The sequence below is a fragment of the Methylobacter sp. genome (assembly GCF_023227905.1).
Classification (GTDB): Bacteria; Pseudomonadota; Gammaproteobacteria; order Methylococcales; family Methylomonadaceae; genus Methylobacter_A.
The window spans coordinates 16,880-36,647 of record NZ_JALOCF010000009.1; the positions used below are offsets into that span (position 1 = coordinate 16,880).

Annotated in this window: 23 protein-coding genes and 1 pseudogene; 13 read left to right on the forward strand and 11 right to left on the reverse strand. The window is 46.2% G+C overall.

The features are described from left to right. Positions 1-11 precede the first annotated feature (11 nt). A complete protein-coding gene (locus tag M0R47_RS05580; RefSeq protein ID WP_292551519.1) occupies positions 12-410 on the reverse strand; it encodes a hypothetical protein in 399 nt (132 codons plus the stop codon). A gap of 115 nt (positions 411-525) precedes the next feature. On the opposite strand from M0R47_RS05580, the gene mobA reads away from it, so the two are divergent. The 3 genes from mobA to M0R47_RS05595 all read left to right on the forward strand — a co-directional run bounded on the left by mobA (position 526) and on the right by M0R47_RS05595 (position 3,293). Next, the gene (gene mobA, locus M0R47_RS05585; protein ID WP_292551522.1) at positions 526-1,125 is read left to right on the forward strand and encodes a molybdenum cofactor guanylyltransferase MobA; all 600 of its coding nucleotides are present in this window, start codon (positions 526-528) and stop codon (positions 1,123-1,125) included. A 116-nt stretch (positions 1,126-1,241) separates the two neighbouring features. Further along, positions 1,242-2,456, forward strand: a complete 1,215-nt coding sequence (locus tag M0R47_RS05590) for an argininosuccinate synthase (protein ID WP_292551526.1) — start codon at positions 1,242-1,244, stop codon at positions 2,454-2,456. 225 nt (positions 2,457-2,681) lie between these two features. Then, a complete protein-coding gene (locus tag M0R47_RS05595; protein WP_292551529.1) occupies positions 2,682-3,293 on the forward strand; it encodes a hypothetical protein in 612 nt (203 codons plus the stop codon). Positions 3,294-3,370: 77 nt separating this feature from the next. Here M0R47_RS05595 and M0R47_RS05600 read toward each other — a convergent pair whose 3' ends face one another. Both M0R47_RS05600 and cysG read right to left on the reverse strand, forming a co-directional pair. Continuing rightward, positions 3,371-3,709 carry a cytochrome c gene (locus tag M0R47_RS05600; protein ID WP_292551532.1) on the reverse strand — a complete coding sequence of 113 codons (339 nt, stop codon included), beginning with the start codon at positions 3,707-3,709 and terminating at the stop codon, positions 3,371-3,373. A 216-nt stretch (positions 3,710-3,925) separates the two neighbouring features. After that, positions 3,926-5,320 carry a siroheme synthase CysG gene (gene cysG, locus M0R47_RS05605; protein WP_292551535.1) on the reverse strand — a complete coding sequence of 465 codons (1,395 nt, stop codon included), beginning with the start codon at positions 5,318-5,320 and terminating at the stop codon, positions 3,926-3,928. An 80-nt stretch (positions 5,321-5,400) separates the two neighbouring features. Here cysG and M0R47_RS05610 point away from each other — a divergent pair, with 80 nt between their 5' ends. After that, complete coding sequence (locus tag M0R47_RS05610; protein ID WP_292551538.1) at positions 5,401-5,631, forward strand: sulfurtransferase TusA family protein; 231 nt, start codon at positions 5,401-5,403, stop codon at positions 5,629-5,631. A gap of 36 nt (positions 5,632-5,667) precedes the next feature. Here the strand turns inward: M0R47_RS05610 and M0R47_RS05615 are convergent, their stop codons facing one another. The 3 genes and pseudogenes from M0R47_RS05615 to M0R47_RS05620 all read right to left on the reverse strand — a co-directional run bounded on the left by M0R47_RS05615 (position 5,668) and on the right by M0R47_RS05620 (position 7,184). After that, entirely contained in the window at positions 5,668-6,174 is a 507-nt protein-coding gene (locus M0R47_RS05615) for a DNA-deoxyinosine glycosylase (protein WP_292551541.1), read from the reverse strand. Positions 6,175-6,415: 241 nt separating this feature from the next. Next, positions 6,416-6,679, reverse strand: a pseudogene (locus M0R47_RS21870) (hypothetical protein); the annotation flags it as partial. A gap of 205 nt (positions 6,680-6,884) precedes the next feature. After that, entirely contained in the window at positions 6,885-7,184 is a 300-nt protein-coding gene (locus M0R47_RS05620; RefSeq protein ID WP_292551544.1) for a hypothetical protein, read from the reverse strand. Between the two features lie 219 nt (positions 7,185-7,403). Between M0R47_RS05620 and M0R47_RS05625 the strand changes: the two genes are divergently transcribed. The 6 genes from M0R47_RS05625 to M0R47_RS05650 all read left to right on the forward strand — a co-directional run bounded on the left by M0R47_RS05625 (position 7,404) and on the right by M0R47_RS05650 (position 14,026). Next, positions 7,404-10,295: a response regulator gene (locus M0R47_RS05625; RefSeq protein WP_292551547.1), complete on the forward strand. Its 2,892-nt coding sequence runs from the start codon at positions 7,404-7,406 to the stop codon at positions 10,293-10,295. 202 nt (positions 10,296-10,497) lie between these two features. Next, entirely contained in the window at positions 10,498-10,980 is a 483-nt protein-coding gene (locus M0R47_RS05630) for an SRPBCC family protein (protein WP_292551553.1), read from the forward strand. A gap of 41 nt (positions 10,981-11,021) precedes the next feature. Beyond that, positions 11,022-11,477 (forward strand): PAS domain-containing protein, encoded by a 456-nt coding sequence (locus M0R47_RS05635; RefSeq protein WP_292551556.1) that lies wholly within the window; start codon positions 11,022-11,024, stop codon positions 11,475-11,477. Between the two features lie 28 nt (positions 11,478-11,505). Next, entirely contained in the window at positions 11,506-12,336 is an 831-nt protein-coding gene (locus tag M0R47_RS05640) for a sterol desaturase family protein (protein ID WP_292551559.1), read from the forward strand. A 47-nt stretch (positions 12,337-12,383) separates the two neighbouring features. Beyond that, complete coding sequence (msrP, locus tag M0R47_RS05645; protein ID WP_292551562.1) at positions 12,384-13,343, forward strand: protein-methionine-sulfoxide reductase catalytic subunit MsrP; 960 nt, start codon at positions 12,384-12,386, stop codon at positions 13,341-13,343. Next, positions 13,343-14,026, forward strand: coding sequence for a protein-methionine-sulfoxide reductase heme-binding subunit MsrQ (locus M0R47_RS05650; protein ID WP_292551565.1), 684 nt, complete (start codon positions 13,343-13,345; stop codon positions 14,024-14,026). The genes msrP and M0R47_RS05650 overlap by 1 nt, the downstream gene beginning before the upstream one ends. Before the next feature lie 87 nt (positions 14,027-14,113). Here M0R47_RS05650 and M0R47_RS05655 read toward each other — a convergent pair whose 3' ends face one another. Then, positions 14,114-15,004, reverse strand: coding sequence for a phosphate-starvation-inducible PsiE family protein (locus M0R47_RS05655; protein WP_292551568.1), 891 nt, complete (start codon positions 15,002-15,004; stop codon positions 14,114-14,116). A 346-nt stretch (positions 15,005-15,350) separates the two neighbouring features. Here M0R47_RS05655 and sodB point away from each other — a divergent pair, with 346 nt between their 5' ends. From sodB to M0R47_RS05670, 3 genes are all read left to right on the forward strand, one after another. Further along, positions 15,351-15,932 carry a superoxide dismutase [Fe] gene (gene sodB, locus M0R47_RS05660; RefSeq protein ID WP_292551570.1) on the forward strand — a complete coding sequence of 194 codons (582 nt, stop codon included), beginning with the start codon at positions 15,351-15,353 and terminating at the stop codon, positions 15,930-15,932. Positions 15,933-15,999: 67 nt separating this feature from the next. Continuing rightward, the gene (locus M0R47_RS05665) at positions 16,000-16,692 is read left to right on the forward strand and encodes an SDR family oxidoreductase (RefSeq protein ID WP_292551573.1); all 693 of its coding nucleotides are present in this window, start codon (positions 16,000-16,002) and stop codon (positions 16,690-16,692) included. Positions 16,693-16,697: 5 nt separating this feature from the next. Further along, a complete protein-coding gene (locus M0R47_RS05670; RefSeq protein WP_292551576.1) occupies positions 16,698-17,198 on the forward strand; it encodes a DUF3455 domain-containing protein in 501 nt (166 codons plus the stop codon). Here M0R47_RS05670 and M0R47_RS05675 read toward each other — a convergent pair. From M0R47_RS05675 to wrbA, 4 genes are read right to left on the reverse strand one after another with little or no spacing between them, the layout of a single operon-like run. Further along, the gene (locus tag M0R47_RS05675; protein WP_292551579.1) at positions 17,186-18,127 is read right to left on the reverse strand and encodes a 2-dehydropantoate 2-reductase; all 942 of its coding nucleotides are present in this window, start codon (positions 18,125-18,127) and stop codon (positions 17,186-17,188) included. The genes M0R47_RS05670 and M0R47_RS05675 overlap by 13 nt on opposite strands. Continuing rightward, entirely contained in the window at positions 18,108-18,812 is a 705-nt protein-coding gene (gene hda / locus M0R47_RS05680; RefSeq protein ID WP_292551582.1) for a DnaA regulatory inactivator Hda, read from the reverse strand. Before hda ends, M0R47_RS05675 begins: the two co-directional genes overlap by 20 nt. A 2-nt stretch (positions 18,813-18,814) precedes the next feature. Next, positions 18,815-19,168: a DUF2069 domain-containing protein gene (locus M0R47_RS05685; RefSeq protein ID WP_292551585.1), complete on the reverse strand. Its 354-nt coding sequence runs from the start codon at positions 19,166-19,168 to the stop codon at positions 18,815-18,817. Then, complete coding sequence (wrbA, locus tag M0R47_RS05690) at positions 19,165-19,758, reverse strand: NAD(P)H:quinone oxidoreductase (protein ID WP_292551588.1); 594 nt, start codon at positions 19,756-19,758, stop codon at positions 19,165-19,167. Before wrbA ends, M0R47_RS05685 begins: the two co-directional genes overlap by 4 nt. Positions 19,759-19,768: the final 10 nt, after the last annotated feature.

Sequence of the window (19,768 nt, forward strand, 5' to 3'; positions counted from 1 at the left end):
GTAGGAAAGCTTTATTTCACAAAACAGTTTTTTTCAGCATATTGCTCGGCGTCTTTAAGCCGTTTTCTTAAATCTTTGGATTGAGCGGGATCGCGCATGGCCGAAGCCGCATCGCCGGACTGGCCTTTAGTTAAATAAGTGAAAGTTTTCGCGGCCTCGTATTCGGCGAAGTTGAGTTTTTCGGCAATTTTGTCGATTTTGCAACCGCAGGCGTATTGAGTGATATAGGTCAGGCCGCCATGTTGAGCAACGCAATTTAAAACATATTCAACCCGGTCGCGGGTAGGGTAGTCGCTGACAAACGGTGCAGGCTCGGCTTGTTCAACAGGTTTTTCCGGTTCCATGGCGCAGCCTGAAATAACGGCAGCCAAGGCCAGACCGAAAATGGCGGGTGTGTATTTAACTTTCATTGGTAATTATTATTCCCATCAGTCAGTAAAGTGAAAAAATATGCGCAGCTTGCAATAAACAGCAGGCTTGCGAGAATGGTTGTCCGTTATTTAATAGTATTTAAAGCTTACCATTATGAATAGTCAAACAAAAGTAACGGGCGTGATTCTTGCCGGCGGCCGTGCCCGACGCATGAATAATCAGGATAAAGGCCTGGTCAATTTTAAAGGCCGTCCGATGGTCAGCTATGCCATTGCAGCGTTGGCTCCCGTTGTGGACTGTCTATTGATAAATGCCAATCGCAATATTGATCAATACCGGCAATTCGGGTGGCCGGTTATTAGCGATCGAACCGATAGTTTTGACGGTCCGTTGGCGGGCATATTAACAGCAATGGATCATGCGGATGCCGATGTCCTGGTGGTCATTCCCTGCGATTCTCCGCTGATTAAAACAGAACATTTGCAGAAGCTGTTATTAACCCGCGCCGAAAATAATGCTGATGTTGCTGTCGCTTTTGATGGAGTAAGGTTGCATCCGGTTTTCTTGGCGATAAAGACTTCGTTGCAAACCAGCCTGCAAGATTATCTGGCTAATGGTCATCGCAAAGTCGCAGTTTGGCTGGATCGGCAGAATTTAATTCAGGTGGATTTTAGTAACGAGCCGGAAATATTTTGTAACGTTAATACCATGACTGAGTTATCTGTGCTGGAGGAAACCAATCATTTCAATTAGGGCCCATTTAAGGCCCATTGTCCTGAACTGGTCATGTTTTTAAACATACCTGTTACTGCCGAAATTTGTATTTTCCGGTATAATTTTCATAATTTTTAACTCAGGGTATAGGTGTTATGTCGGAAATCAATAAAGTTGTATTGGCTTATTCCGGAGGTCTCGATACTTCCGTTATTCTCAAGTGGTTACAGGATGTTTATGATTGTGAAGTTGTCACCTTTACAGCTGATTTGGGGCAGGGCGAAGAAGTGGAGCCTGCGCGAGCCAAAGCGCAAGCGATGGGCATCAAAGATATTTACATTGAAGACTTACGCGAAGACTTTGCGCGTGATTATGTTTTTCCGATGTTTCGCGCCAATACCATCTACGAAGGCGAATATTTGCTGGGTACATCGATAGCCCGTCCTTTAATCGCCAGACGGCTCATTGAGATCGCCAATGAAACCGGTGCAAACGCCATTTCCCATGGCGCGACAGGCAAAGGCAATGACCAGGTGCGGTTTGAGCTAGGCGCATACGCATTGCGTCCCGATATAAAAATTATCGCACCTTGGCGGGAATGGGATTTAACCTCCCGTCAAACACTGCTGGCTTATGCCGAAAAACATAAGATTCCGGTAGAAATGAAAAAAGGTAAAACCTCGCCTTATTCAATGGATGCCAATTTACTGCATATTTCGTATGAAGGTCGGGTTCTGGAAGATCCTTGGGCGGAGCCTGAAGAGGACATGTGGCGCTGGACGGTTTCGCCTGAAGCCGCGCCCGATAAAGCGACTTATATCGAGCTGACTTACCGTCAGGGCGATATTGTTGAGATCGATGGTGAGTCTTGCTCGCCTGCGACCGTGATGGAGCGGTTAAATAAAATTGCCGGCGCTAATGGCATCGGTCGATTGGATATTGTAGAAAATCGCTATGTCGGCATGAAGTCGCGCGGCTGCTACGAAACTCCGGCCGGTACTGTCATGCTCAAGGCGCATCGTGCGATTGAGTCGTTAACGCTGGACCGTGAAGTGGCGCATTTAAAGGATGAGTTGATGCCGCGCTATGCTTCTTTAGTCTATAACGGTTACTGGTGGAGTCCTGAGCGCAAAATGATGCAAACCATGATAGATGCATCTCAGGCGCACGTTAACGGCAAAGTCAGGCTCAAGCTTTATAAAGGCAATGTCATCGTTGTCGGCCGCGCTTCCGACACCGACAGCTTGTTTGATGAAAGCATTGCGACGTTTGAAGATGATGCCGGCGCATATAATCAAAAGGATGCCGAAGGCTTTATCAAGTTAAATGCTTTGAGAATGAGAATAGCCGCGGCCAAGCGACCAAGCTAACTTATAAGGAGGCAGCATAGAAGCTGGTTTTATGCTGCCTTGCTTACTATCTCGCCTTTTTTGTATGCTGAATGAGTTTAAATAAAATGCAGAGTCTGTGCATTAAACTTGTATAATCGGGAGCTAGGTAGCGCTACTGCCGACATGGTTTTGTTATAAAAGATAATAATTGTTCGGTCGGGATGGTTGGTTGCCATAGGTTCCTGGTTCGAGAGGAAGTAATTAATGAGCGATATAGATAAGATAAATTCAGTGGTGGAGGTGTTGCCTGGCAACTCTTCTACGGTGCTGCAAAGAATACCTTCGCATCATGCATTAATGAAAGTTAACAGATTGCTGCTGGCTGTAATTTGTTCCTTGATGGTTGTTGTTTTGGTCGGAGGTTTTTTATTGATCCCAACCGACAGTTTCTTAACTCGCTATAAAAACGCCACGGCTAACGAAACCTATGCGTCTGAAATGAATCCCGTATTTTCAGCAGAAGTTAATGCTCTGAAAGGACAGCTGGTCGGATTGGTCAGCGGATCAATTGAAAGCAAATTAAACGCCTTGGAAGAAAGTATCCGGGTAGGGTCTGTTGCCAGTTCTATAGGCACCATAGAAGATTTGAAAAACGACCTGAAAGTTCTCCGCACCTATTCAGAACCCGCCAAGAAAGCAAAAGCAGTCGTTTCTAATGAGCAGCTAATGCAGGAAATGTCCCAGTTAAAACGTCTGATCTATTTGACTATCGCTTCTTGCGGGTTGATGCTGGCTGCTGTCGCTGGTATCTGGATTAAGAATCGCAAGCTATTGCCTTACAAAGAAATCAAAACAGGTTATTTGGGTAAGAATTAGATTTCAGTTTTTTGAACATAAAAAAAGCCGCCCCAGTCTAAGACCGGGGCGGCTTTTTTATGGTTACCAATCAGGGATTAGTTGCCGCCCAGATATTTGTATAAAGCATCAACAGCTTGGTCTTCGCCGTATCCAGCTTTAACAACGGCTGGATTTTTCATGATCTCAGCAATAGCTTTAGGCATGCCGCCTTTGCCTTCTTTCAGGACGTTTTCAAATTTCGCTCTGTCCAGTTGGCCTGATTTAATTAAAGCAGGTAATTGTGGGTTTGAAGCGATGTCATGGCAAGTGCCGCAACCGCGACCGAAAGCGCGTTCATAAATTTTCTTACCGATATCAGTGGCTTCGTCAGCAAATACTTGTCCGCTTAAAGAAAGTAAAGCGATACCAGCTAATGTAGCTAATGTTTTTTTCATTTTTATCTCTCCTGTTGGTAGTAAAAAAAGAACTGTTGTTTATTTTGAAAAAATAACAGTTCAATTAAAAGTCAAACCGTGAAAGCATAGGGAATTTGACGCGAAAATTCAATTGTTTTATTTATTTTCCCTGAATAATATTATCAACAACGGCTGTGAATGATAGCTGAATCGTTTGCTTGGTCTTTAAGTTGACACAGCATAATTAAACGATAGTTAGTCAGGTTGATTTGTGTGAAACCAGTTCAGCTTGTCATGCAGCGACACGACCGTACCTATAATAATTAGGGTGGGCGGTTTGATGTCCTGGCTGGCGACCTTGCCCGGCAATGTTTCTAATGTGCCGGTAATAACCCGCTGATGGGTCGTAGTGCCTTGCTGCACAATGGCAATAGGCAAATCTTTAGGGCTGCCGTGCGCAATTAGAGATTCACAGACTTTTTCCAGGCCGGCCAGTCCCATATAAATAACGATGGTTTGATTAGGGGCTGCAAGTTGAGTCCAGTTTAAATTGACGGAATTATCTTTTAGATGCCCTGTGACAAATGTACAGGATTGCGCATGATCCCGATGGGTTAGCGGAATGCCCGAGTAGGTTGCGCAGCCGGAAGCCGCAGTAATGCCGGGAACCACCTGGAAGTTAATGCCTTGCTGCATCAAGGTTTCAATTTCTTCGCCGCCACGCCCGAATATGAATGGATCGCCGCCTTTTAAGCGTACCACCCGTTTTCCGGCTTTAGCCAAATCAGCCAGCAGGGTATTGATGGATTCTTGTGGCAGTGCATGATATTGACGTTGTTTGCCGACATAAATTTTTTCCGCGTCCCGGCGTGTCAAGTCGAGGATCTCCGGCGAAACCAGCCGGTCATAAACAACCACATCAGCCTGCTGCATTAATCGTAATGCCCGAAAAGTTAACAGGTCAGGTGCGCCGGGACCGGCGCCGACCAGATAGACTTCGCCGAGATGAGTGTTTTCTTTTTGCTTGAGTAGGGTTTGTTCCAATTGCTGTTCGGCTTCCTGCGCCTTGCCTGCGAAGACCAGCTCCGCGACAGAACCCTGCAAAATGTTTTCCCAGAAAACTCTGCGTTGAGCCGGCTTTTTAATATGCTGCTTGACTTTATCCCTGAATTTGTCAGCCAAGCCGGCCAGTTGGCCATAAGCGGGAGGAATCACTGTTTCTATTTTAGCCCTGAGCAAACGGGCCAATACCGGTGCTGCGCCGCCGGAGGATACCGCGGCAATAATCGGTGAGCGATCAATAATGGCAGGAAAAATAAAGCTGCAAAGCTCGGGATTATCGACCACGTTGACGGGGATGTTTCGTTCCGTCGCTGTTTTGGCAACCAATTGGTTGGTCTCTGGGTTGTCGGTTGCCGATACCACCAGCCTGAATTCGCCAAGGTCGGCAGCGGAGAATGACTTTTGCCGTAGCGATAAGTTATGAATCGTTTGCAAGTTTAATACTGCCGGACTTATTTCATTGGCAATTACCGTGATTTTTGCGCCGGCTCGGGCCAACAATTCGATTTTTCGGGCAGCAATTTCGCCTGCACCGACAACCAGGCAAGCCTGGTCTTTAAGTTTTAAAAATACAGGGAAATAATCCATTTAGTTAAGATGATTCTTTGATTTAAAAGAGAATGGTATTATAAGCCCACTAAAGTTAGTTGAGAAAAATTTAAAAACTCATGATCGAATTTAACCTGGAAATAGATGCCAGCGGTTTGAATTGCCCTTTACCGTTGTTGCGCCTGAAAAAAGCCCTGATGGGTATGGACAGCGGCGATATTGTCAAAGTGATTGCAACCGATCCGGCCGCACATTTGGATTTTGGCGTTTATTCCGACCAGACCGGGCACCAAATCATTCAATTGATAAAAGAATCCAACAGGCAGGTCTTTTACTTCAAAAAGAAATAGTGGCGGCTTCCGCTGCCGCTCAAACTGGCTTTCTACCTACAGGCTCAGCGCTGTTCGCCATACCTGAAGTTTTTGTTCATAGGAAAGAGAAGCATGCGCCGGGCTGGTCGATGGGAGACGCGTGTAACTGACCGGAACAGCGCTGACGGTAGGCAAGACATATTTCCGGTACGTCGACTCGGCCATCGCCCCGTTGAAGAATACCGCATAGATATTGGCGTGCGTCCGAAAAAAGCTCCGGAAATCATTAACGCTAATGGAGCCGGCATCAATGTTTGAGTCCAGGCTGCCGACTCGCGTACAGGACTGTAATACATCCCAGAGTGCGATACGGGCGGTTTTCAGTTCTTGTAGGCGAGCCTCATAAGAAGAGTCCGGATCAAACCCGAGCAGATCAGACATAATCTTCCAGAACGCGTTACGGCGATGGGCATAGTATTGTTCAGCTGCCAAAGACTCCCGTCCCGGCATACTGCCCAAAATCAATATCTCGGAATTCGAATCCGCAACCGGTTCGAAACATAATAAAAGCGGATTTGTCATAGTCCCCAGGGGTTAAGTTAACCGGTCAATGGAAGCAGAATAAAATGCTGTTTTTTCCATCCTTGGTGAGCGAATTGTTGGCCGCTTGGAGCTGGATGATAGTAGTGAGGTAGGTGACATAAAGTAGCAACAGTATTATCCCCCGCCTTTTGCCAATGAAGCCCTGTCGCGAGGGGGTAAGTAAGCACTAAAGTAATCAGTCCAAACGCCAATATAACCGCAACCTCACGCTGATCAACGACTATCGGATGCATAATGGAGGCCACGCCGATAACAAGAAGACCGTTAAAGATACTGCTGCCGAGGAGATTGCTCCCAAGCCAACCTCGTCTTGCTTGCGGAACTTTGCAATGACCTTGGTCGTAAGCTCGGGTGTGGACGCGCCTATGGCTACAACAGTGGTTCCGATAATGAATTCATCTATACCGAATGCCACGGCAATGGCCCTTGCCCCGGTAACGATTAGATTCCCGGCAGCAATAAGATAGGCAAGCCCGATAACGCAAAAGAGTACGGCTGTCCTGTCATGATGTTCACCGGAGGTCGTCTCTCCGTAGCGCTTCTTTGTTTTCGCGCCTCGATAACCGCCGCGCTAAGCCATACAAGAAACAGACTCAACATCAATAAGCCGTCTAATCTGGAAAGCTCGCCGTCCAGAAATAACGCACCGGTGATGAGCGGAATCAGCAGAGCGACAGGAAAATCCCGTTTTACGCTGTCACAGGGCTTTGGATTCCGGAAATTGCCAAGGCGATAGCCAGAACCAGTGCAACATTTACAACATTGCTGCCAAGGGCGTCGCCGAGGGCGATTTGGGGCTCTCCAGCCATTGCCGCATTGATAGAGACCGGCAGTGCCGGGCTCGAAGTGGCAAATGCTGCAATGGTCACGCCGATGATGCCGGGCGAAACCCGAGTCCAATGAGCAAGTCCTATGGTGCCTCGGACAAATAATTCGCCGCCGATTTCGGCGCAGATAATGCCCAGGATCAAGGCAATGTAATCATTCATTGTGAAACGGATCGGCAGTCTAGCAAGCTGTTATCTGAATTTTGCATATCGATACCCATCCTTTATGAGCTGATCATAGCTTGTGCAGCTGTCTTCCTAACAAAATAATCGGCATGATTAATAAACGGGACACTGTTAAAGTTACATTTATAATGACGATAGAAACCAGCGCAAGCAACCAAATAAATTCCCCAAATACAATCTTGAGTTTAAACAAATATGGTTAAACGAAGTATTTTTAGAAAACTTCTTGTGACGATGGTCGGCCTAATTGTCGCCTTGTTGACGCTGTTAACCTTTATCCAGATTGAGTTTCAAAAAGATGTGTTTGAAAAGGAATTGGACAAACGCATTGCGCTGATGAAAGGCCGGTTGATCGATAGAGGGCAGATTTTATCCGATAATTTATCGGATCAAGTTGAGAATGGCATCGCTTCGGTTAACCTTTCTCTGGTTGCCGATCAGTTAAGGAATGCGGTTGGGGAAAATAAGGAACTCCATTACATTGTATTAATGGAAGCATCAGGGCGGGCGTATATCCACACGCTAAAGCCACAGTTAGAGATGGGGGTTTTAACTGAAAAAGAGGATTTGTTTGCGGCGGGCCAAAAGATGGCAACGGTTAATGAATACGTCAGCAACGGCAAGCATTTTATGGAATTTATCATGCCTATTCAAGTCAGTGCAAAGCCATGGGGCGTGCTCCGGCTAGGCTTTTCCCTGGATCTTCTTAATCGGGAAATTGTCAGTTCCAGAGAGGAGAGCACTCGCCAAATTCACGAAATGATAGCCAGGCTATTGATAACCGCGGCCATTTTTATCCTGATAGGCGCTTGTATCGTACTGTTTGTATCTGAGCGCCTTTCCAGGCCGCTGATGCACTTAACTCGACTGGCGGATGAGTTGGCTCAAGGCAATTTTGCGGTCAGCGCCAAGGCTAAAAAAAAACATCCGGATGGCGAAATTGGCGCGCTAACGACCGCGTTTTTTCAAATGGCGCGTAACCTTAAGTTTTCTTACGATAAGCTTGAAGAATACAGCCGAACGTTAGAGCAAAAAGTAATGGAGCGCACCTCCGAATTGGCAGAGGCGCGAGATCAGGCGGTTGCGGCCGATAAAAGCAAATCAGAGTTTCTCTCAACGGTGAGCCATGAAATTCGGACCCCGATGAACGCAATCATCGGTATGACCCGGCTAGCCTTGCAGACGGATCTGACTGCCAAACAACAGGATTACCTGGCAAAGGTTCAGGTTTCTTCGCGCGCATTGCTCGGGATTATTAACGATATCTTAGATTTCTCAAAAATCGAAGCCGGAAAACTGGAGCTGGAAGCTATCCCATTTACTTTGGATGACGTGCTGAATGATCTTTCCAGTTTGGTGAGTGACAAAGCGGAAGAAAAAGGCCTGCATATCTGTTTTATTATCGATGATGATGTGCCTTCCGATCTGATAGGCGATCCGCTAAGGCTGGGCCAGGTGTTGCTTAATTTAGTCAATAACGCAGTAAAATTTACCAGCTATGGCGGCGATATCACTATTAAGATTGCTTTAGCTAATAGCGGTGAGCAAGCAAAGACAGCGGATCAAATTATGCTTGAGCTTTCCGTTAAGGATACCGGTATAGGCTTGACGCCAGAGCAAATAGGCGAGCTATTTCAGTCCTTTAGTCAAGCCGATAAATCCACCACCCGTAAATATGGCGGAACAGGACTGGGGCTGGTTATTTGCAAGCGAATAGTGGGCATGATGGGCGGCGATATTAAGGTACAAAGCAAAATAGGTCAGGGCAGTACTTTTACTTTTACCGCCATGTTTGGGCAACCGTATGAGATAAATCAAAAACTATCGACATCGCATGATACTTTTCGAGGCGAAAAGGCATTAGTGGTCGATGGTAATAAGGAATCACAGAATGCTTTATGCCTGCATTTGGAAGCGCTCTTTTTTCAAGTGATGTCGGTTAGCACCGGTGAGCAAGCTATTCAAATACTGGAAAGCGCCTCCGATGATGATTCTTACCGGCTTGTGCTCATGGACTGGAATTTACCTAAAATGGACGGAATTTCGGTTGCGCGGCATATTAAAAACAACCTTAAAATTGCCTGTATTCCCCACGTTATCATAGTCACTTCGCATAGCAGGGAAGATATTGTACAGCGAGTAAAAGACCTTGATCTGGAGGGCTTTCTTACTAAGCCGGTACATTCGTCGGCGCTGTTTAGTGCGGTTGTTGAAGCCTTTAATCAAAATAGTTTTAGTGAATATACCTCTTCGCAAGTCGCTCATATAACGGCGGAAAAGGAAAAGCTTCGTCAGATCAAGGGCGCAAAGCTGCTGTTGGTAGAAGACAATCCTATTAATCAGCAGATTGCGAAAGAAACTCTGGAACAGGAGGGCTTTGAGGTTAGCATTGCCGTCGATGGCCGGGATGCTGTGCAAAAAATACGGGCAAGCTATTTTGATGCAATATTAATGGATTTGGAGATGCCGAATATGGATGGCTATGAGGCAACCCGAATCATACGTTCCGAACAGCAGTTTGATGATTTGCCGATTATTGCCATGACAGCTCATGCCATGAAAGATGTAAGAGAAAAATGTTTGCAGACAGGCATGAACGGATATGTAACCAAACCTATAGATGTTGGTGAGTTATTGGAGAGCTTGATTGAGTTTATTAAGCCCGCGTTTCGGAAAACACCGGCAACTTGTTCGGCGAAGACAGGTCAGCAAAAAGAAGCAGTACTGCCGGAATTATTGTCCGGTATTGATATGCAGCAGGGTTTAAAAAATGTTGTTGGCAATGTGCAGCTGCTGTATGACTTGCTGCTGAAATTTCATGAGGGCTTTAGCGATGCGCAAATTCGCTTGGATGCTTTTTTACAAGCCGGCGATGTTGATTCGGCATTGCGATTTCTCCATGCAATGAAAGGCGTGGCGGCTAATCTAGCCATGTTGGAATTGAAAGTATGTATAGAAGCGTTGGAACAGACGCTTAATAAACAATGGGAATATGGGCCTGAATTATTAACTGACTTTGCGAGTGCGCACAGCAGGGTGCTGGAGTCAGTCGGATATCTATGCAGTACAAGAGGTAACGCCGGTTAATTGAACGGTGCAACGGATCTTTGCTGGATGATTTGGCGCTTGCTGGGGAAAATAGATAGGGCCGGTAGCTCGGCTGGAAAGTGCTGTTGTATTAGTTGTCTGAAAGAGTGTATAAGGTTTGTAATTAATTTCTATACTGGCAGATCAAAACAAACTGACAATAAGGTTGAGTGACAGGCTCAGCAAGGGATGGTTTTTTACGATGCAAATTAAGTTTCCGTTTGATTTATCCAAACCGATTACGGGCGAAGCAAGCATTGAGATCAATAAACCGATTCAGGATGTTTTTTCTTATATTGGCGAGCATTTTTTTGATAACTATCCTAAATGGTCTGTGGGCGTTGTTAAGTTTGAGCCCTTGGACGGAAAAGACGTTTTTATCGGTGCCAGAGCAAAGCAAATACGTAAAGACAATGGCGATGAAATCGAATCGATTTTTGAAATTACAGACTATCAGCCCATTGTAAGACTTACTTTTAAAGGCTTGACTGAGCCTTATAAGCATAGTTATTTCTTAGAAAGCAACGAACAAAAGCAACCGACCCGCTTGACTTTTCGCTTTGAATTATTAGAGCTTGAAGTTTTTATGCGCCCTTTTGAGAAGCTTATACGTTCTGCTATTGAAGATGGCGCAGAAAATACGGTTGAAAACATTAAAGATCTGATCGCCCTTGAAAGCGCTTAATTGAGCAGATTCGTAATTGCCAGAAAGATTGGAGTTTTATTATGTCTTTTATTGTTGAAAAAGATAACGGCCTTATTCCACAAGTGCTTTCCGCTATCCTGGATGAGTGTGTTAATGGTGTCACTTTAGCTGACCCGGATTTAGAGGATGCTCCAATTGTTTACGTCAATAAAGCTTTTGAGCGTTTGACAGGGTACAGCCAGGAAGAGATCATCGGCCGCAATTGCCGTTTTCTTCAAGGTGACGATAGGGATCAAGCCGGGCGTTACCAAATTATTGGGGCCATGAAAAATAATCAGCCAATCGAGGTAACACTGCGTAATTATAAAAAAGACGGCACCTTATTTTATAACCGGCTGAAAATAACGCCTTTGTTTGATAAAAAAAAACGTGTCATATATTATCTTGGCGTGCAGCATGACATAACCGATCAAGTCAACGCCAGCAATGAAATTCAAGAACTGAACAATTTATTGAGCGCCATGCCGAGCAAATAGCCCTGCTATTTAGAAGTAAAGGAGCCTTATGAATGAGACAAAAGGTGCCAACAGTGACCTGCTTTTTAATGAGGAACTTTTCAGCCTTGCTATAGTGGCTTTTCTTTTGTTGCTGGTCATGGAAAAAGTCAAACCATATCGTAACTTCCCTCAAAAAATCTACAAAGAATCGTTTGTTACCAATACCACGGCATTTTTGGTAAACAACCTGATCCTGACAGCGTTAAGAGCGTCGTCATTATTTCTTATCGCGCAACAGTTTTCCTCCTACGGATTATTAGGCAACTTAGAGAGCGGCCCGGTTAAATGGCTGTTGGCTTTTATCCTGTTTGATCTGGCGATTTATATCTGGCATGTTGCGAGTCATAAATACGAATTTTTATGGCGGTTTCATAAAATCCATCACAGCGATAAAAGTTTTAATGTTTCTACAGGTTTTCGTTTTCACGTTTTCGATTTATTGTTGGAAATTGTTTATAAGTCGATACTTGTTGTGGTCATCGGCGTGAATGCGTATCTGGTGCTGTCTATCGAGATTATCGAGCTGTTTTTCATTTTTTTTCACCATGCCAACCTTCGCGTTCCCTACGAGGAGGCGATCTCGTATGTCTTCATTACTCCATCACTGCACCGTACACATCATTCCAAGTTACGGACAGAACACGACAGTAACTATGGGATTGTTCTGTCGCTTTGGGATCGGATTTTTCGAACTCGAAAAAAGCTGGTTCCTGAAAATATCGGCCTGGATTTAATTGAAGCTGAAAACTTTATACAGCTGTTTTCGCTGGCGTTTATTACGGAGCTTAAAATCCGGAAGTTGTTGAGTTGGATTCCTAAAGGCAAAAAAAACAGATAATCCGGCTTGCTTTGCTCGTATTGATTAATCAATAGGTAATTTTGGTCATGATAATTAAATCGAAAAAAGAGATTCCTGCTAGTGAGATAACCGATCCTTTAATCTTTAAGGAGCGGCGAAACATCATTAAGGCTATGCTGGCGACGATGGCTGCCGGAGCCGTGGGCATTTCGCCGGCCTTGGCTGATGACAATAATTCGGCCTGGGCCAATTTACCGAAAGGCGATTTTTCTGCTGATCTATTAACGCCCACGCCTGCCGAAAGCGTTAAAAACTACACAAACTATTATGAGTTTGCATTAAATAAAAAAGACTCAGCAAAACTTGCGCAAAATCTGCGTACCGACCCATGGTCTGTTGAGATAAGTGGCGAAGTCGAAAATCCGGGCAATTATTATTTGGAGGATATTTTACGTCAGCAGACGCTTCAGGAGCATGTCTACCGTTTCCGTTGCGTCGAAGGCTGGTCCATGGTTGTGCCCTGGGTTGGTTTCTCGCTAGGTCATCTATTAAAAACGGTTAAACCTTTATCAACTGCCCGTTTTGTAAAATTTACCTCAGTTTATCAGCCGGAAATAATGCCCAGGCAGCGTAATAATGCGATGCTGGAATGGCCTTATGTCGAAGGCTTGCGCATCGATGAAGCTATGCATCCATTGGCAATCTTGGCTGTTGGCATGTACGGCGATATTCTTCCCAAGCAAAATGGAGCGCCGCTGCGCCTGGTTGTGCCCTGGAAATACGGCTTTAAGAGCATTAAAGCGATTGTAAAAATCGAGTTGTTAAGAAAACCTCCATTAACCTCCTGGAGCCAGTTCGCCCCTAGTGAATATGGGTTCTACTCCAACGTAAACCCGGCTGTCGCTCATCCTCGCTGGAGTCAACGTAGCGAACGCCAATTAGGCAGCAGTTTTTTTACCCCGCGTCGAAAAACTGAATTATTTAACGGCTATGGCGAACAAGTAGCTTCGCTTTATAGCGATATGAATTTACGGCATTTTTTCTGATGATTTTGCAAATTAACAATTTGAGGCCGAAAGTTATAGCAGTTTGTCTGATACCTTTATTATGGTTATTGATTGACATTGCCTTCGATAATTTGGGAGCAAACCCAGTTCAGGCGCTGCATATCCGGCTTGGCGATTGGTCACTACGCTTCCTTTGTTTGACGCTGGCTGTTACGCCTATTCAAATTGTCACAAAGTGGCGCGGCCTGGCAGATTACCGGCAACTATTAGGGCTGTACGCTTTTTTTTATGGCACCTTGCATGTGCTGGCTTATTTGCTGATAGATCATGGCCTGATATGGCATATGATTAGTATTGATATTATTGAAAGCCCTTATATTTGGCTTGGGTTGTTAGCTTATATTATTGTTTTATTATTGGCGCTGACCTCGTCCAAATGGGCCAAAAAGCTCATGGGGAAAAACTGGAAAAGGCTTCATCGGCTTATTTATATTGCAGCCATTGCAGCGGTTATGCATTATTTTTGGCAGCTCAAAGGCAATCTGGCCGAACCCTTTTTTTACTCAATAATAGCTTTCTTCTTGCTGGGTTTTCGCATTTTAGTCTGGGTTAAAAATCGTCAAGTAAATAAAATAAAAACTGTAAGCGGCCAGCGAACGATAACTTTGGCAGACGAACAAAGCGAGATGCCTGAAACGGTACACAACAGCACTAAGCATTAATATTAAATAATAGGCCTTCAACTTGCTGGATATACTGAGTTTTGGAACAGATACCCCAGTCTAAATCCCCTGCATGGTTACCAACGCTTATTCTTTATTTTGGATTAGCCAATAAGTAATACCCAGCGCTATCACGACCATGGCCGATGCGCTCACATATTCGGATGATAAGCCCTTGTAGTCAAAGACAATGATCTTTCTGCAAATAGCCATCAGCGCAGTCGCTACGACCAGGTTTACCGGGATCACATCGCTTCTGATATATACGGTAATGTTCAGAAAAATTTCAACGGCGATCAGCACGGCCAGAAAAGCCCCGAATGTTTCCAGCATGTCGTTAATAGTCAGCAGCATAAAGGGCGGCTGGGTGAGTTTTTCAAAAATCACATAAACGACATCAATAATGCCAAACAAAATAACGATTACCATCAGAAAAGCCAGAAACTTGAGTCCCAAACGTATGGTTCGGTGTAAAAGTTGTATAAACGGATCTTCGTGCTGGACAGGCAATTCTTCGTGTTGCGTAGGCGGTTGTTCGACACTTGCGAAAGTGACGTGTTTTACCAGCTTGCTGTGCAGGTGAGCTAATAAAGGGCCGATAATGTGCTTATGAGAGGCAAAACCGGCAGGTGTCAAATCCTTCTCAAGGAAGTTGTCAAAGTCTTCCACGCCACTGAACTCGTTGGCTTCCAGCTTCTCAAAGCCCATGCTCCAGTAAGGAAATAGCCGCTCAGTTATCGGCGCTTTTTCAAGCAGGATGACGTCCTTGTGGCGCTTGTCTTTTTTTATGGCTTCAAAGGTCGCGTTCACGGCGGCCTCGTCGCCTTCCAACACCTGAAAAAAAGTGCCGTGGGTATAAATGAGTATCCCGGTTATATTTCTGGCGCCATTATTTGTTCGGCAGGTTTTTAACAGTGATAACAGGTCTTCCGGACTAAAGTCGGCTATTGCGGTGCTGGCGTAAGTCAGTCTGATCATTGCGGCCCTCCGTAAGTGATTGCTGATTTTTTCAGCTATTTAGCGGTTTATGAATAACAGTTTAAGCCTGTGAGATTTTGAAAGTGTTATTTAAATGGAGTATAAAGAGCGCGTAGTTCTCAATATATCGGTAATAGCTCTATTGCTCCAAAACCGGCCTTTTGGCAGATGAGTATGAGGCCTCGCTAAGCGGTTTTATCGATTGCATTCTTCCTGCTTGTGCTAATCACTTTATTTAATCGGCAAGCAATGCTAAAGTAAATGTTTATTAAAACACTTGGTATTTATTTTGTTGCCGGCTGACTGCATAGAGTACCTTACAATAACTTTAATTTAGGAGAATCCCATGGCTTTTGAACTTCCTGCTCTACCTTATGCTAAAAATGCATTGGTGCCCCATATTTCTGAAGAAACTTTAGAATATCATTATGGCAAGCATCATCAAACTTATGTAACAAACCTGAATAATCTGATTCCGGGAACTGAGTTTGAAGGTTTATCCCTGGAAGAAATTATCATGAAATCTTCCGGCGGTGTTTTCAATAACGCGGCGCAAATCTGGAACCATACCTTTTACTGGAACAGCATAGCTCCGAATGCGGGCGGCGAACCTACCGGTGCTTTAGCTGATGCTATCAACTCAACTTTTGGTTCATTTGCAAAGTTTAAAGAAGAATTTACCAAATGTGCAGTCACTACTTTCGGTTCAGGCTGGGCTTGGTTAGTGCAAAATGCTGACGGCAGCCTGGCGCTGGTCAGCACCAGCAATGCTGGTTGCCCTTTAACCGCCGGTCAAAAGCCTCTGTTGACTTGCGACGTTTGGGAACACGCTTATTACATCGATTATCGCAATGCGCGTCCAACTTATCTGGAAGCATTCTGGGCGTTGGTTAACTGGGATTTTGCTGCAAAAAACTTTTCAGCCTAATTTTTAAGTAGTATAAGAAACCTTCTGCGTCTGTTGATGCAGAAGGTTTTTTTATGGGAGAAATAAAATGGCTACAGTTTTAATTACCGGCGCTAATCGCGGCCTGGGTCTGGAGTTTTGCCGCCAATATGCCGAGCAGGGCTGGCATGTCATCGCCTGCTCGCGTAACCCGGACGATGCGTTTGATTTAAATAACCTCGCCAGTCATCATAATATTCAGCTGGAAGCACTGGATGTTTCAAAATTTAAACAAATTGATGCGCTATCCCACAAATTAGCGGATTCGCCGATTGATGTTTTGATTAACAACGCCGGCATTTATGCAGATAACAAGAGTAACGGTTTTGGCCGGCTCGATTATCAAGCATGGACTGAGTCGCTGTTAACAAATACCGAGGCACCGGTCAAAATGGCCGAAGCTTTTTTGCCGCAAATTAAAAAGAGCGATAAAAAACTGATTGTTAATATCAGCAGTCTGATGGGCAGTATTGCCGATAACGACAGCGGCGGCAGTATTTTTTACCGGTCCAGCAAGGCGGCGCTAAATGCGGCAATGAGAAGCCTTTCGATAGAGCTTAAAGATCAATCTGTCGGCGTGCTTATTTTTCACCCCGGCTGGGTCAAGACCGATATGGGCGGTCCTGACGCGTTGATTAATGCCGAGCAAAGCGTTGCGGGCATGCGTACCTCGATAGAGCGCTTTTCTTTAGACCAATCAGGCAGTTTCATCAAGTATGACGGAACGCCAATGCCATGGTGAATGCTATGATTAAAAAGACATTGATTTTGTGGGCCATGCTGCAAGGCGCAGCTTATGCAGGGGGCTCAATACCCGAACAGATTAAAGTGCCGGAAGGCTATAGCCCTGTTTTAACCGTGCATGCCAAGGGTGACCAGATTTACCAATGCTCACTGAAAAACGGCGAGTATTCGTGGGAAACACAAGCGCCGGATGCCAAACTGTTCGACGAGCAGGGCAATATAGTCGGCAATCATACGGCGGGGCCTGTTTGGGAATATAAAGAGGGCAGTCGCGTGGTCGGACGGGTAGTCAAGAAAATCGATATGGCGCCGGATTCAGCCATTTCCTGGTTGCTGGTCGAGGTAGTTTCTCATAAGGGTGACGGCCTGTTTTCGAATGTCAGTTTTATTAACCGGATCAATACGCACGGCGGTCTGTCGCCTTCGTCGGGATGCGACGCTAATCATATGGGCGCTGAAAAACGCGTGCCCTATACCGCGGATTACGTTTTTTACGGCAAATAGCCCAGCTTCAATTCCCTGAGCTTCATCAGTGCGTAGACCGATTCCAGATGCGGCGAAGGTATGCCTAGCCGCTGGGCGGCGCGAAGGGCGTTACCCAGGATGGCTTCGGTTTCCATCGGCTGACCGGACTCATAATCCAGCAACATGCTGGTTTTATAAGGCGGCATCGCGTAGGTGTGTTCGATGTTGATATCAACGATATTGTCGGGCAACGGATGCCCTGCGGCCGCCGCAATGTCGCAGATCTCCTGCATGATGCTGCGTACAAAAGACTCCTGGGTTTGCAGGATGTCCAGCGTCGGCAAGCCGCCCGATAATACCGATAACGGATTAAACGGCGCATTCCAGACGCATTTCTGCCAGCGTCCGGTAACAATGTCGTCGGTTGCTCCGCACTCGATACCGGTTTGATTAAACAGTTCGCAAAGTTGTGCCGTTTTATCGCTGACACCGTTCGGCAGATTGCCCAGGGCCAAACGGCCGTAAGCCAGATGCAATATCTCGCCGGGGCCTACACGGTTGCAGCAAATAAACGCCAAGCCGCTGACGATTTCATTGTTGGGGAAAGCATCCAGCATTTCCTGCTCGATTTCTACACCATTCTGGATAAAGACTATAGAGGTATTTCGACCGACAACAGGACGAATCAGGGCGACCCGGTCCAGCGTCGGGATGACCTTGGTGCAGAGCAAAATATAGTCCGGGGAGCCTTTGAAATCGGCAACATTTTTTAGGACCTGTGTCGGGGTAAAACTCCAGCGACCAAGTGGCTGGCTGTCGATAATGAAACCGTGCTGCCTGACTCGTTCGTAATCGGAGCGGCAAACTACCGACACCTCGGTGCCGGCCTGCGCCAACAGTGAGCCGTAAAACGCGCCGATGGCGCCTGCGCCAATAACAAGCACCGTGCTAGCCATCGCTTTCTTCATCCAATATTTGCTTTAAAAAAGGGATGGTCAATTTACGTTTGGCGGCCAATGAGGCCTTATCCAGTTTTTCCAGTAAGTTCCATAGAGAGGCCAAGTCCCTGTCGTAATGCGTCAGCAGGAAGCGCCCTGTTTGCGGGGCAATTTCAAAGCCCATTTGATCGGCTTTAAAAATTAGTGCCGAGATGCGGTCGCTGTCGGTTAATGGCTGTATTTTTAAGGTCAGACCCCAGTTAAGGCGGGTTTTTAGGTCGGGTAATTGAATGCCCATATCATTGGGTGCAGACGATGCAGACATGATCAGTTTGTGGCCGCGCTCGCGGTGCTGGTTGAAGAAATTGAAAAAAGCCAGCTCCCAAGCTCTGTTGCCGGCTATGCGCTCGATGTTGTCGAAACAAACCACATCATATTCATCCAGACCGTTTAACAATGAAGGATCCGGCAGCTCGGCATTCGCTAAATCAAAATAGAACGAGCCAAGGCTTTGATTCTGCGCTTGATGACAGCAGGCTTGCAACAGATGAGTTTTGCCCTGGCCCGGTTTACCCCACAGAAAAATTTGCTGTTCGCCCAGGCCTGCGACGCATTGCTGCAAGTGAGTGACGATTTCCTGATTGGCGCCAGGGAAAAAATCGTTAAAGGTTTGATTGGCCCTGAATTCGAAATGTAAGGGAAGCTGCTGGGCCATTGTCAGTTTTGTTTTCCCGCCAAGCGGACATAAAATGCGGAGCCGAAAAACAGCATCAGGCTTAGCATGATTTCAAGGGATGCATACAGCCGTTCATCGGCGTTGACATAAGCTTCGGCAGTACCGTGTAGAAAGTAGATCAGGCTGACGTAGGCGGCCCACGCGCAACTTCGAGGATTACGATCCAGCAAGCCGCGCATCGGCAGCAGTAACGGCGTAACTGCGACCAATAAAACCAGCGCTACCGGAAAGCGGGTAGAGGGCGCGAGTACGGTATTCCAAAGCATCAACAGCGCGAACAGCCCGAAAAAGCCAGTCAGGGCCACGATATAGCAATAAATCGGTTTTATATTCATGAAGGTCGTTTCAGTTGAAGCGCGGTTTTGGCTAGTCGTGCGCCGAAAGCTTTGCATAAGGTTTTTTCCTGATCACTCAAACCCGTGTGATGAGTTGACACGTGGCTGGGGCCGTACGGCGTGCCGCCTGACGTAGTTTCCCGCAACGCATGCTCGGTGCTGGGCAAGCCCAGTATCAGCATGCCGTGATGCAAGAGCGGCAACATCATCGATAACAAAGTGCTTTCCTGGCCGCCGTGCATGCTGCCGGTTGAGGTGAAGACGCCGGCGGGTTTGCCGGCCAATGCGCCTGAAAACCAGATTTCAGTCGTGCTGTCGATAAAGTATTTTAACGGCGCGGCCATGTTGCCGAAATGAGTCGGGCTGCCCAGCGCCAAGCCGTCGCAGGATTTTAAATCGTCAAGCGTCGCGTATGGTGCGCCGTGGGCGGGGATGCTCTGTGCGGTTTTTTCGCAGACGGTTGAAACATCGGGAACGGTTCTAAGCAGCGCTTCCGCTCCATCAACAGATTCAACACCGCGAGCGATATGATTAGCCATCCCGGCGGTGGTGCCATTGCGGGAGAAATACAGGACCAGGATTTTTGCCATGCGCTTGAGT